The organism is Paraburkholderia sp. WS6 (assembly GCF_030464835.1).
In the GTDB taxonomy this organism is placed as follows: domain Bacteria; phylum Pseudomonadota; class Gammaproteobacteria; order Burkholderiales; family Burkholderiaceae; genus Paraburkholderia; species Paraburkholderia madseniana.
This window is the reverse complement of the sequence record NZ_JALQCK010000004.1, coordinates 150,252-162,839: the sequence shown is the minus strand read 5'-3', so window position 1 is coordinate 162,839 and position 12,588 is coordinate 150,252. Positions and strand designations below refer to the sequence as shown.

12 protein-coding genes are annotated in these 12,588 nt (G+C 61.1%); 2 read left to right on the top strand and 10 right to left on the bottom strand.

Translation table 11 applies throughout. The features are described from left to right. Window positions 1-24 precede the first annotated feature (24 nt). The 10 genes from M0D64_RS07000 to cydP form a co-directional block, all read right to left on the bottom strand. Window positions 25-480, bottom strand: coding sequence for a lipocalin family protein (locus M0D64_RS07000; protein WP_266257231.1), 456 nt, complete (start codon window positions 478-480; stop codon window positions 25-27). Between the two features lie 149 nt (window positions 481-629). Then, window positions 630-1,391: an enoyl-ACP reductase FabI gene (gene fabI / locus M0D64_RS06995; protein WP_266257230.1), complete on the bottom strand. Its 762-nt coding sequence runs from the start codon at window positions 1,389-1,391 to the stop codon at window positions 630-632. Window positions 1,392-1,399: 8 nt separating this feature from the next. Further along, window positions 1,400-2,593, bottom strand: coding sequence for an acetate/propionate family kinase (locus tag M0D64_RS06990; RefSeq protein ID WP_266257110.1), 1,194 nt, complete (start codon window positions 2,591-2,593; stop codon window positions 1,400-1,402). Further along, window positions 2,590-3,993, bottom strand: a complete 1,404-nt coding sequence (locus M0D64_RS06985; protein WP_154560405.1) for a bifunctional enoyl-CoA hydratase/phosphate acetyltransferase — start codon at window positions 3,991-3,993, stop codon at window positions 2,590-2,592. Before M0D64_RS06985 ends, M0D64_RS06990 begins: the two co-directional genes overlap by 4 nt. A gap of 10 nt (window positions 3,994-4,003) precedes the next feature. Beyond that, entirely contained in the window at window positions 4,004-5,794 is a 1,791-nt protein-coding gene (locus M0D64_RS06980) for an alpha/beta hydrolase (protein ID WP_266257109.1), read from the bottom strand. A gap of 325 nt (window positions 5,795-6,119) precedes the next feature. Further along, window positions 6,120-7,406 carry an NRAMP family divalent metal transporter gene (locus tag M0D64_RS06975; protein WP_266257229.1) on the bottom strand — a complete coding sequence of 429 codons (1,287 nt, stop codon included), beginning with the start codon at window positions 7,404-7,406 and terminating at the stop codon, window positions 6,120-6,122. Between the two features lie 263 nt (window positions 7,407-7,669). Then, complete coding sequence (cydX, locus tag M0D64_RS06970) at window positions 7,670-7,801, bottom strand: cytochrome bd-I oxidase subunit CydX (protein ID WP_154560407.1); 132 nt, start codon at window positions 7,799-7,801, stop codon at window positions 7,670-7,672. A 55-nt stretch (window positions 7,802-7,856) separates the two neighbouring features. Beyond that, complete coding sequence (gene cydB / locus M0D64_RS06965; protein WP_266257108.1) at window positions 7,857-8,993, bottom strand: cytochrome d ubiquinol oxidase subunit II; 1,137 nt, start codon at window positions 8,991-8,993, stop codon at window positions 7,857-7,859. 45 nt (window positions 8,994-9,038) lie between these two features. Next, window positions 9,039-10,637: a cytochrome ubiquinol oxidase subunit I gene (locus M0D64_RS06960; protein ID WP_266257107.1), complete on the bottom strand. Its 1,599-nt coding sequence runs from the start codon at window positions 10,635-10,637 to the stop codon at window positions 9,039-9,041. Continuing rightward, window positions 10,627-10,887 carry a cytochrome oxidase putative small subunit CydP gene (gene cydP / locus M0D64_RS06955; protein ID WP_266257106.1) on the bottom strand — a complete coding sequence of 87 codons (261 nt, stop codon included), beginning with the start codon at window positions 10,885-10,887 and terminating at the stop codon, window positions 10,627-10,629. The genes M0D64_RS06960 and cydP overlap by 11 nt, the downstream gene beginning before the upstream one ends. A 469-nt stretch (window positions 10,888-11,356) precedes the next feature. Here cydP and M0D64_RS06950 point away from each other — a divergent pair, with 469 nt between their 5' ends. After that, window positions 11,357-11,821: a hypothetical protein gene (locus M0D64_RS06950; protein ID WP_154560411.1), complete on the top strand. Its 465-nt coding sequence runs from the start codon at window positions 11,357-11,359 to the stop codon at window positions 11,819-11,821. Window positions 11,822-11,851: 30 nt separating this feature from the next. Then, on the top strand, window positions 11,852-12,553 hold the full coding sequence (locus tag M0D64_RS06945) for a CBS domain-containing protein (protein ID WP_154560412.1): 702 nt from the start codon (window positions 11,852-11,854) through the stop codon (window positions 12,551-12,553). Window positions 12,554-12,588: the final 35 nt, after the last annotated feature.

Below are 12,588 nucleotides of genomic sequence, written 5' to 3'. Positions count from 1 at the left end.
CCTGACGAACCCTATCTCGCCCCCTCACTGGAAACCGGGTAGACCGATTTGTCCGGCGTTTTGCGGAACCCGGCGTACCCTGTCGATGTGGAAGCCCATGCCGGCAAGCCGGGCGAGCATGTCTTTGTACACGGCCTCATCCATCGCCGGTGTGCGCGAAAGCACCCACACCATGTTGCCGTCGGCCATGCAGCGAATCGTGTAACGATACTCGGGGTCCACATACGCGGTGACGACCACCACTTCGAACGGCCAGATCAGTCCCACGCGCCATTTCGTGTTCCCCGTTCCGGACATCACCTTCGCCACGAATTGGCTTCCCGTGACCGGCTGATCGAAACCATAACGCCGGCCGAGATACTGATCGTCGATTGTTCCATCGCCGCGCAACGTCCATTCATCGTAGCTGCCGACATAGTCGTGCTCGCTCAGAAACGGCGTTTCCGCGATCACGTACCACCGTCCCATGTACCGTTCCAGATCGATAGGCGGGCCCGGCTCGGGATCCTACCCCTCGCCATGATTCGAGAAGATTTGAATTCCGGCCGACTTGTGCAACTGCTCGCCTGAGGTGCCAGGTGATCTCCTCGATCCTGGGCGGGTGCAATGGCGAATTCGCCCATCCACGGTCACGCCATCACATGAAAGCCCGCATCTGCATAGATCGTCGAGCCCGTCAGGGTCATACCGGCCTCGCTCGCGAGGACGGCAGCGATTCGCCCGATTTCCTCAATCGTGACGAGATGCTGCGCGGGCGTGTGCGCACGAACGTCGTCAAGCAACGCATCGAAGTGGTCGATGCCCGTCGCGGCACGTGTCTTGACTGCACCGGCGGAGATGGCGTGAACATGGATACGGTGTGCCGCCAGATCGGCGGCGAGATAACGCACGCTCGACTCGAGCGCGGCCTTCACAGGACCCATGACGTTGTAGTGTTCGACCGCGCGCTCGGCGCCGTAAAAGCTTACCGTCATCAGGCTTCCGCCGTCGGTCATGAGTGGCAGAGCGAGTCTGGCCATGCGGATGAATGAGTGGCAAGAAACGTCCATCGCGAGCGCGAAGCCTTCGGCCGAACAGTCAGCCAGACTGGCATGCAGATCGCCAGCCGGCGCGAAGGCGATCGAATGGAGCACGAAGTCGAGCCGTCCCCAGTCTTTCGCGATCCGCTCGAATACCGCTTCCAGCTGACCGGGAATGCGGACGTCACAGGGCAAAACGATGCGCGACCCGAGCGTCTGTGCAACCGGGCAGACAAACGGCTCGGCCTTGTCGTTCAGGTACGTGAGCGCCAGCTCTGCGCCGGCCGCGCGAAACACGGTGGCGCAGCCCGTGGCGATGCTGTGCTCGTTGGCAATGCCGACGACCAGTCCGCGTTTGCCGGCCAGATCGATGATCGGCTTCATGTTTTCGCCTCCTCCTGATGGAGTACCGAAACCGCCTCGCTGGCGATGATCTGCTCTTCGTCGGTTGGCAGCACGAGCACGGCCACCCGGCTGCGGGCGCTGCTGATGAGACGTGCGTTGCCGTTGTTCGCCTCGCGATCGAGTTCGACACCTAACCACGCGAGCCGCTCGCAGACGGCGCGGCGTGTCTCTGGCTGGTGTTCGCCGATTCCCGCCGTGAACACCAAGCTATCCAGGCCGCCGAGGCTGGTCGCGAGCCGGGCAGTCTCGCCCGCAATACGAAACGCGAACAGTGCCATTGCTTCGCGGGCCTCGGGCCGTTCACTGACCTGCAGTTCACGGCTATCGGCGCTGATACCCGAGACGCCGAGCAAGCCGGACTTTTCGTACAGCATTTTTTCGACCTCCTTGATGTTGATACCCTGCTGTTCAACCAGGTGCAGCACGACACCGGCGTCGAGTGCGCCGCAGCGGGTGGCCATCGGAATGCCGTCGAGCGTCGAGAAGCCCATGCTCGTGTCGCAACTCTTGCCGGCTTCGAAGGCGCACAGGCTCGCACCGCTGCCCAGGTGCGCCGCAACGACCTTGCCGCGGGCGAGTTGCGGGAATTGATGAGCGAGCTGGCCGATCACGAACTGATAGGACAGGCCATGAAAACCATAGCGCTTGACACCCTTGTCGAAGAGTTCGCGCGGAATTGCAAATCGGCGCACGAGATCTGTCTGCGTGCGGTGAAATGCGGTGTCGAAGGATGCCGACTGAACGAGATGGGGCCGCAGATGCCGGATTGCTCGAATGAGACGGGCACTCTGCGGTTGATGCAACGGCGCGAGCGACACGAGCTCGGCGATGGCGGCGAGCGTGTCGCCGTCGATTGCAACCGGCCCGGCGAAGCGATCGCCCCCGTGCACGACGCGATGGCCGACCGAAATGAGATCGTCGAGCGGGAAGTGGGTGGCGAACCGTCCCAGCGTCTCGTCGAGCACGTGGTGCAGATCCTCGGTGACAGCCGCTTTCAGGGGAATCTCGCTGGTCTTGCTGCCATTGGTGAGATGGAGCCGCAGCGGCTGATGCCGGAAATCGATCATGCCCTGACCGATTCTCGTGGCTTTACCGGCGGTGACGCTGAACAGCCCGATCTTGATCGTCGACGAGCCTGGGTTGAACGTAAGCAGCAGCGGGGTGCTCATGATCGGACAAGCCCTCGTGGGTGATGTGCCGCCACCAGCTTGGCGAGGGCGGCAGAGGCCAAGCGCCCTCGCAGGGTGTCGGCACGGCTGGTCAGGATGATCGGAATACGCGCGCCAAGCACAATGCCAGCGCCGTCGGCGCCGGCGAAGTACATCAATTGCTTGGCCAGCATGTTGCCCGCTTCCAGATCGGGGACGAGCAGGATGTCAGCCTGACCGGCCACGGGCGAATTGATGCCCTTAACTTGTGCTGCGGCTAGACTGATCGCATTGTCGAAGGCGAGCGGCCCGTCGACCAGAGCGCCGGTGATTTGTCCGCGCCCGGCCATCACGGTGAGCGCGGCGGCGTCGAGCGTGGTCTGCATTCTGGGGTTGACTGTTTCCTCGGCGGCCAGCACGGCGACGCGCGGCACTTCAACGCCCAGCACATGCAAAAGATCGATCGCGTTCTGGCAGATATCGCGTTTCTGTTCCAGCGACGGTGCAATGTTGATGGCCGCATCGGTAACGATCAGCGGCTTCGAATACGCCGGCACGTCCATCGCATACGCATGGCTGATCCTTCGTCCGGTTCGCAGGTTCGACGATGATGCAACCACGGCGGAAAGCAGTTCGTCAGTGTGCAGGCTGCCTTTCATCAACGCGTTGACCTTGCCGGCGGCGCCCAGTTCGACCGCGCGAGCGGCAGCTGCATGGCTGTGCTCGACGGCTTCGATCGTTACACCTTCGAGGCTGACGTGAGCGGCTTCAGCGGCGGCGCGGATTCTGGCTTCCGGGCCGATCAGCAGCGGATCGAGCAAGCCTTCGTCACGTGCCTCGATGGCGGCCCTGATCGCATCCACCGAACACGGATGCACGATCGCCGTGCGTAGCGCGGGACTGGACCGGGCGTTGCGGAGGAATGCTTCATACCGGTCGTGACGGCGCACCGAAATATCCGGGCGGACCGTCCGCGGCCAGATGATCGGCGTATCGGGTGCGATCACGGTGGCGGTGCCGAGCAGCACCACCTGGCCCTTCTGGTTGGTGCAACGTGTATCGAGCAGGACGATGTGCTTCTCGACGCGTTTCTCCTTCACGGTAACCGTGATGGTGATGACATCGCCTGGCACGACCGGACGCTGGAACTGCAGATTCTGATCGAGGTAGATGGTGCCGGGACCTGGCAGTTTCGTCCCGAGCACGGCCGAAATGAGGCTGGCTGTCCACATTCCCTGCACGACCACGTGCCCGAACAGATCACCCGATGCGAAGACGGCGTCGGTGTGGGCCGGATTGACATCGCCGGACATGGCGGCAAACAGGTCGATGTCGTTCTGTTCGGCGAGCCTGACGAGCGAAGCGGCTTCGCCGATCTCAAGCTGATCGAAGGTTCGATTGCGCAACAGGATGTCGTCCATGTGAGTACTCTCAGTGCTGGAAGACGAAGGTGCCGGGCGCGTCGCCGAGTGTCTCCCCGTGTGCATCGGACGCAGCAACGGGTGGCGCGACGCGCTGCGGGCTTGAATGCGCCTTGAGCCAGTCGGTCCACGCGGGCCACCAGGAGCCTTGCTGCGATGCACTCGCAGCGAGCCATTCGTCGGGACTCACGCGCAGATCGTCCGCCGCGGTCCGATAGATCCGGAAATAGCGATGCGCGTGCCCAGGCTCGCTGACGATCCCGGCATTGTGGCCACCACTGGTGAGAACGAACGTGATCTCGGTATCCGACAGGTTGTGAATCTTGTAGACCGAATGCCACGGCGCAATATGGTCGCGCTCCGTCGATACTACGAACAGCGGTGCGCGAATGTTGCGGATCGAGACAGGACGGTTGTCGACCTGATACCGGCCGCACGCCAGATCGTTGTTCAGGAAGAGGCGGCGCAGGTACTCGGAATGCATCCGGTACGGCATGCGCGTGGTATCGGCGTTCCACGCCATCAGGTCGATCATCGGTGCGCGCTCGCCCAGCAAATAGTCATGGACGATACGCGACCAGATGAGGTCGTTCGACTGTAGTAGCTGGAATGCCCCCGACATCTGACCGGCGGCAAGATAGCCCTGTGACCACATCATGCTTTCGAGAAAATAAACCTCGCTGTCGTCGATGAAAAGCTGCAGCTCGCCTGGCTCGGTGAAGTCTGTTTGTGCGGCAAATAGCGTGACTGATGCCAGCCGGTCGTCGCCCGAACCTGCCATGGCTGCCGCAGCAATCGACAGCAAGGTGCCGCCGAGGCAATAGCCGGTCGCATGAATCTTGCTGTCCAGGACGATGCTCGAGACGGCGTCGAGCGCCTCAATCACGCCGAATTGCCGGTAATCCTCGAGGCTGAGTTCGCGGTCTTCGGCATCCACGTTGCGCCACGAGATGCAGAACACTGTGTGTCCCTGTTCGACCAGATAGCGAATCAGCGAATTGTGCGGCGAGAGATCCAGGATGTAGTACTTCATGATCCACGCCGGCACGATCAGGACCGGCTCGGCCAGCACCGTGCTGGTGGCGGGGCTGTATTGAATGAGTTCGATCAGGTGATTGCGAAACACGACCTTGCCTGGCGTGGCGGCGAGATTGACCCCGACCTTGAACTGATCAAGTCCTGCCGGCGGCTGGCCGCCGGCCTGCCGTGCCGCGTCTTCGAGCGCGTTGCGCACGCCGTCGATGAGGCTTACGCCGAGCGTCGAAGCGGCGTGCTGCGAGACCTCGGGATTGGTGAGCGGGAAATTCGTCGGCGCCATCATATCGAGCAACTGGCGGGCGCTGAACGACACCACGTCCTCATGATGGCGAGTTGTGCCCGGCACATCGCGAGTTGCGACATTCCACCATTGTTCGGTCAACAGAAAGGCCTGTTGCCAGAACCGGTAAGGTTCGGTTTGCCACGGTTCGGCGAGAAACCGGCTATCGCCTGCAGACGGTTCCGCCAATGGCTGGGCGTAGCAACCGAGCCCAGTCCGAATCATGTATTCAGTGATGCGCTGTGCGTTCTGGGCGCAGAGTGAGGTAAGTTCCAGTTGCTTGCCCGGCGCCGCCGCGAGATGAATGAGCCAGTCGGCAAGCGCTGCGCGTAGCGACGCGGGCGACAGGCCCCCGGTCATGCGCGCGATCATGGCTTCTTTCGCATGATCGAGCGCACGAAAGGATTCGGTGGCGGTGGATACCGCGGGTCTGTCCAGAAACGTGGGATTCTCAGCGGTGGCCGGCTTGGTGCGGGTGTCCATTTCAGGTTCCTCAGGGTCTACGGCGCTTGGCTTACGATGAAACGGCTGTGTCGACGCGGTCGCTTCGGGCGTAGAACGCACGTCCGGTGCGATAACTTCCCCAGAGCGCTGACGGCGAAGTGTTTTTCAGTGCACGGATTCGCCCCACTTTGTTGCGGCGCCTCCGTCTGGATTGTGCGCAGCAGCAAGAGCTTCCGTAGAGGACTGTAGCTTTCCGATGGCCGTCGTGATTGATCTGAGTCAAGCGAGTCACGGGCACCCGTTCGCGCGCGGCAGCTTCTCTGCACAAGTTGATGCGCCGATGGCGCGTACAGAGCGGGCGTGTCTAACTTGGAATGAACATCCCGATGGCCGCCGCCCCCATGAGGGCTGTTGCGACCCATCCGAGGATGATCAAGGGCCTGCTTGCGGTGAAATCGCCCATCACCGACTTCTTCGACACCAGGATGATGATGACCGCCATCAGGGGGACGGCCACCACGCCGTTGATGACGGCACTCCAGAACAGCGCCTTCATTGGGCTGATCGGCGAGTACTGGATGCCGAGCGCGGCGAGCACGCTGACGGCGATGATGCCGTAGAAGCCACGCGCCGCGCCAACGCTGCGCTCGAGTCCCTCCTTCCAGCCCATTGCCTCGGACAGCGCGTAAGCGCCGGACCCGGCCAGCACGGGCACGCCGATCAGGCCGACGCCTAGAATGCCCAACGCAAAGAGTATGTAAGCAAAATTGCCGGCGAGTGGCCGCAGTGCACTGGCGGCTTGAGCCGCGGTATTGATGTCGGTAATCCCCGCAACGTGTAGCGTGACAGCTGTTGCCAGAATGATGAAGTAGGCAGTGATGTCGGAGTAGAGCATGCCGCTCCATGTGTCCCAGCGGATGCGACGGAGTTCCGCCGGCGCGGCGCTCGCATCGCAAATGAGCGGGGCCGAATCACGCCTCGCATGCATGTCTTCCACCTCTTCGGACGCTTGCCAGAAGAACAGGTAAGGGCTGATGGTGGTGCCTAGCACGCCGACCACCACGGCAGCGGCGTTGGCGTTCGGTGTGAACTTCGGCCACAGGGTGCGCGACATAACCTCCCCCCACGGAACATGCACGGTAAACAATACCGCCGCGTACGCAAGCAGGGAAACCGTCAACCACTTCAGGAAGAAGACGTAACGATGATAGGGGACAAACAACTGCAGCAGCAGCGTGCCGAACACAAACAACGCTGTCATCAGATGGCGGTTGATCCCGCTGACCAGTTCGGCGACTTCGCCCATGGCGGCAACGTCCGCGGCAATATTGAGGGTGTTCGCCACGAGCAATAGCAGCACGACGGCCTGCAACACAAGCGGCGGAAAAGAAGTCTTGATGTTGGCCGCCAGTCCTTTCCCGGTCACCCGGCCAAGATTCGCGCACATCGATTGAACGGCGGCCATGAGCGGAAATGCCAGCGGCATCGTCCAGAGCATGTTGGGGCCAAACTGGGCGCCGGCCTGGGAATAGGTGGCGATGCCGCTGGGATCATCGTCGGCCACCCCTGTGATCAACCCGGGGCCAACGCGCGATAGCGGGTGCTCCTTCAGGCGCTCCCAGGCGGTTCGGAGGGTGCTGACGCGGGGCACTTCATTGACGTCCACTCGTTCACCTGGCTCATGGGAAACGGGCACAGGTGAACCGTGCCCATGGATCGGACTACCTCGCCATATTGGACTCGTCAGGACACCTGGTCAGATTGATCTCGATCAAGTGCTCGCGCGAGACGTCATTTCGGCAAGTGTGCGCCATGCGTGTTCAAGCGATGAGATGAAAGGCGGATCGACGCGCTGCATCAGGCGCTTCAGGGCCTGCGCGAGTCGATTGAGCGAGCTTCTGGCGCGGCTTCAGATCATCGCCGCGGCGCAGGCGATGGATGCGGCGCGCCCGTTTCATCGAAACGACGCGATTCCAGCCACATCACGTTGATAATGCCGAACGAAAGTGCCACACCAATGCCAAGAATCCAGCTGAAATACCACATCATGTGCTCCTGTGAGTCTGGTTAGTAACGCGCGCGACGCGATGTCCGGAACGCCTCAATACATCGAGTGGCTGTTCTCTTCGAGGGCGGCCGCCGTGACCTTGCCGCGCATCACACGGTACACCCAGCTCGTGTAGATCAGCACGATCGGCAGGAAGATGATGACGGCGATCAGCATGATCTGCAGCGTCATCTGGCTCGAGGTCGAATCCCACACTGTGAGGCTGCTGCGTTCGTCGAGCGACGACGGCATGATGAACGGAAACATCGAGAAGCCCGCCGTCAGGATCACGCCGACGATCATCAACCCGGTCGACATAAACACGCTCTTTTCAAAGCGCGAACTGGCGAGCACCAACGCCAGCACGCCGCCCAGCACGCCGATCACCGGCGCCGCGATCATCCACGGATAGGTTGAGTAGTTGGTGAGCCACAGGCCGGGCGCTCCGATCACGCTCTTCAGCAGCGGGTTGGCAACCGTGTCGAACGGCGCGGCGTCGACGATCCGGTAGCCGCCGATCATGGTTGCGATCAGCACGCCGGCAATCAGAAACAACACCACCCCGGCAAGCGACGCAATGCGCAACGCTATCGAGGCGCGGCGGGCAATCACCCCGTCGGTTTTCATCTTCACGAAAGCGGCGCCGTGCGCGGCCAGCATCGACACGCTGACGAGCCCGCACAACACGGCGAAGGGGTTGAGCAGCGCAAAGAAACCGCCGTGGTAGGAGACGCGCAGGTCGGTATCGAACGAGAATGGCACGCCTTGCAGCAGATTGCCGAACGCGACACCGATCACCAGCGCCGGCACAAATCCGCCGATGAACAGCGCCCAGTCCCACGCATTACGCCAGCGCGGATCCTCGCGCTTGCTGCGGTAGTCGAAGCCCACCGGGCGGAAGAACAGTGAGAACAGCACCAGCAGCATCGCGAAATAGAAACCCGAGAAGGACGCCGCGTAGACGAGCGGCCATGCCGCGAACATCGCGCCGCCCGCGGTGATGAACCAGACCTGGTTGCCTTCCCAGGTCGCGCCGACCGTATTTACCACGATGCGCCGCTCCTTGTCCGTCTTCGCGATGAACGGCAGCAGGATGGCGGCGCCCATATCGAAGCCGTCGGTGAGTGCGAAGCCGATTAGCAGCACGCCGATCAATACCCACCAGATCACTTTGAGGGTTGCATAATCCATGATGATTTTTCCCTTATTACACAGCGTGCGCAGCGCGGTGGCGAGTCATGCGGCCGTGGTGGTCAGCGGCTTGGACGGCTGAGCCGGTGGCGGCGATTCGTGGTGGTAGCGTCCCGTATGCAGTGACGAAGGGCCGAGGCGCGCGTACTTGAACATCAGTGTGATCTCGATCACGAAGAGGGCCGTGTAGAACAGCACGAAGCCGCCAATGCTCAGGTACAGGTCGGTGGCTGTCAGGCTCGAGGCCGATAATGCGGTGGGCAGGATGCCGGCAATCGTCCACGGTTGACGACCCACTTCGGCAACCACCCAGCCGAACTCCGCCGCGAGCCATGGCAGCGGGATCGCCCACACCGCCCAGCGCAGGAACCAGCGGCGCTTATCCAGTAGCAGCGAACGCTGCGCGCAGAACCAGAACGCGAGCACGAAGGTCGCAAGGAACAGGATGCCGAGGCCCACCATGATCCGGAAGGAGAAGAACACCGGCAGCACGGGCGGGATGGTTTTTTTTGCCGCCTGGGCGATCTGGTCCGGCGTCGCATCGGTGACGTTGGCCGTGAACTGCTTGAGCATCAGGGCGTAGCCGAGATTGTCCTTGTGGAGCGCGAAGGTGGCCTTGGCGTCGTCGGTGGCATTGCCTTGCTTGAGCTGCTGTAATGCGCCGTACGCGATCATGCCGTCCTTGATGCGCAGTTCGTTTTGCGCGATCAGATCCTTCAGTCCCAGTACAGGCTCATCGAACGAACGCGTCGCGATGATGCCGAGCGCGTAGGGAACCCGGATGGCGTAGTCGGTCCTTTCTTCCTGCTGATTCGGTATGCCGAAGATCGTAAACGGGGCCGGCGCTGGCGCTGTTTCCCATTCAGACTCAATAGCGGCGAGTTTGACCTGCTGGACTTCGCCGGTGCGGTAGCCGGATTCGTCGCCGAGGACGATCACACAGAGCGTCGATGCAAGCCCAAAACCCGCTGCGATCGCAAACGAGCGCAGCGCGAATTCGGTGTCGCGGCGCTTGAGCAGATACCACGACGAGATACCGAGCACGAACATCGACGCCGTGACGTAGCCGGCCGATACCGTATGCACGAACTTTACCTGGGCAACCGGATTGAACAGCACCGAGAAGATGCTGTCGAGTTCCATTCGCATGGTCTGGTAGTTGAACTCGGCACCGACTGGATTGTTCATCCAGCCGTTCGCCACCAGAATCCACAACGCGGACAGGTTCGAGCCGAGTGCAACGAGAAAGGTGACGATCAGATGCTGGCCCCTCGAAAGACGATTCCAGCCGAAGAAAAACAGGCCGACGAAAGTCGATTCGAGGAAGAACGCCATTAGCCCTTCGACGGCGAGCGGCACGCCGAAAATATCGCCGACGTAATGCGAGTAGTACGACCAGTTGGTACCGAACTGGAACTCCAGCGTGAGGCCGGTCGTAACGCCCATGGCGAAATTGATGCCGAACAGCTTGCCCCAGAACTGCGTCATGTCTTTGTAGATCTGCTTGCCGGTCATCACGTAGACGGATTCCATGATGACGAGCAGCCACGACAGTCCGAGCGTAAGGGGGACGAACAGAAAGTGATAAAGCGCCGTCACGGCAAACTGGAGGCGCGAAAGATCGACGACTTCGCTAACGGGCATGTTGTTCACCTTGAGGCGGATGCGAGGCAGGCACTGAAAGCAGTGCCTGCGCGACGAGTGCGGGCGGCATGGACATGTTCTCCGCCAGCGGATGATTGAAGAAGGTGTACTTCAGTACCATCAGGAGTGAAAATTTGATGGCAAGCACAATGACGATATCTCGCCTGAAGGTGGGGCCGCGCACCCAGCCGGCGAGTCGCGCATGCAGGGCAGGACGAGGCGGATTCCTGTCGTTCAGCGTTATGGTCATGATCGGTCGACGGACGGCTTCACACCGGTTTTCGCAGTCGGATTCAAGCCGCGGAGGCGGCTTGACGAGTATGTGACGATCTGGGATGCAGACGATCTGCGGTTGCCGGCTGCGCCATCGGATCGACAGGTCACATCTTCACGAGAGACGCTATTGGTGCTCTTGAGCTAGATCAAGAAAGCGGGCCATCCGCGCTAACTACCAACCGGTGCCATTGACACGCGGCGCAGTTGACCTCTGTCAATTCTGGCGACGAACCTGCACGTAGACTCGTTTCCAAGATATACGCAGGCGGGCGGCCCTTTACACGGTTATATGGCCCGCTGACAAGCGATAAAAGACCAGGACTTTTTTTGACACCGCGGCCGGATTTTGCTATCTGTCCGCCGGTTTTCTCGGTAGTCCTTGCTGCGCCGGCGACTGTCAGCGCGAAAACTCGATCCCTATATTGTGTGGTAAGCGAACTGAAATGAAATGCATCCGCCTGCAGGTCGACTTGATCAAGGCGCTATTCCTGCTGATGACGGTCAGTCTTGCGGCCTGCACCACAGCAAGCCAGATGATTGCGTTCCGGAACACCGAAACGCAGCTTCAGGAGGCGCGAGAACAGGCGTGGGTCACCTGTAGTTCACGTGCGGCGTGCGATCAGATATGGAACAGCACGCGGCTTTATGTGCAGCTTTACTCGAGAGCGCCGATCAGCCGCCTCAACGATTCAGTCATCGAGACCGAAGTGCCCCACGAATCGGGCATTGCCTATTTCTGGGCCGAGCGGACCACCGATGAGAGCGGCACGACGACAATCCGGCTAAAGGGCATGTGCCGCGGCATGTACGCGAGTAATGGGGACCCGGCGTGGACTTACAGAATATGCGCGGATCAGATCAGGCGTGCTGAGATGGGTTTTCGAGGGGTGGTAGGCGAAGTGCAGTGACGGTGACGATATTTCCTTAAGGAGAGACTTATGCATGCCATCGACGTGATGACCCCTGCGGTTGTGGTTGCAGCACCTGAAATGACCGTGCAGGCCGCGGCAAAACGGCTTGCCGATAACCACATCAGTGGCATGCCTGTGGTTGACGCGGGAGGGCAGGTCATCGGCATGATCAGCGAAGGTGATCTGCTGCATCGAACCGAAATCGACACTGACGCGGATGCCGAAGGAAAGAGACGATCATGGTGGCTCGACTTTTTTGCATCGACCCGTGAACTCGCGAGTACGTATGTCAAGGAACACGCACGCACGGTGCGCGACGTCATGAGCGATAAGGTCGTGTCCGTTGTGGAGGATACGCCCCTTGCCGATATCGCGGATCTGCTGGAGCGGCGGCGGATCAAGCGCGTGCCCGTCATGCGCGACGGCAAGCTGGTTGGGATCGTCAGTCGCTCCAATCTGATTCGCGCGCTCGCTAGCGTCCCGGCCGACGCGCTGCCGGTTGCATCCAGCGACCAGCAAATTCACGACGCGATCGTGCGCGAACTCAGCAATCATCGTTGGGCGCAGCCCAGTCAGAACGTGATTGTCAAGCAAGGCATCGTGCATTTGTGGGCCGTTGTCCAGTCGGAAGAAGAACGACGCGCAATCTGTGTCGCAGCGGAGAGCGTGCATGGGGTCAAGGAAGTCAGGAGTTACATTGAATTTCCCATGGCTTTGCCAGCAATGTAGGAACACCTCCATTGCGAAGCCGCTCCGGCCTTGCC

Bases quoted from the DNA above. Each gene is read 5' to 3' on its own strand.
- M0D64_RS06990 (WP_266257110.1), bottom strand. From the start codon at position 2,593: ATGAGCACCCCGCTGCTGCTTACGTTCAACCCAGGCTCGTCGACGATC.
- M0D64_RS06985 (WP_154560405.1), bottom strand. From the start codon at position 3,993: ATGGACGACATCCTGTTGCGCAATCGAACCTTCGATCAGCTTGAGATC.
- M0D64_RS06980 (WP_266257109.1), bottom strand. From the start codon at position 5,794: ATGGACACCCGCACCAAGCCGGCCACCGCTGAGAATCCCACGTTTCTG.
- cydX (WP_154560407.1), bottom strand. From the start codon at position 7,801: ATGTGGTATTTCAGCTGGATTCTTGGCATTGGTGTGGCACTTTCGTTC.
- cydB (WP_266257108.1), bottom strand. From the start codon at position 8,993: ATGGATTATGCAACCCTCAAAGTGATCTGGTGGGTATTGATCGGCGTG.
- M0D64_RS06960 (WP_266257107.1), bottom strand. From the start codon at position 10,637: ATGCCCGTTAGCGAAGTCGTCGATCTTTCGCGCCTCCAGTTTGCCGTG.
- cydP (WP_266257106.1), bottom strand. From the start codon at position 10,887: ATGACCATAACGCTGAACGACAGGAATCCGCCTCGTCCTGCCCTGCAT.
- M0D64_RS06950 (WP_154560411.1), top strand. From the start codon at position 11,357: ATGAAATGCATCCGCCTGCAGGTCGACTTGATCAAGGCGCTATTCCTG.
- M0D64_RS06945 (WP_154560412.1), top strand. From the start codon at position 11,852: ATGCATGCCATCGACGTGATGACCCCTGCGGTTGTGGTTGCAGCACCT.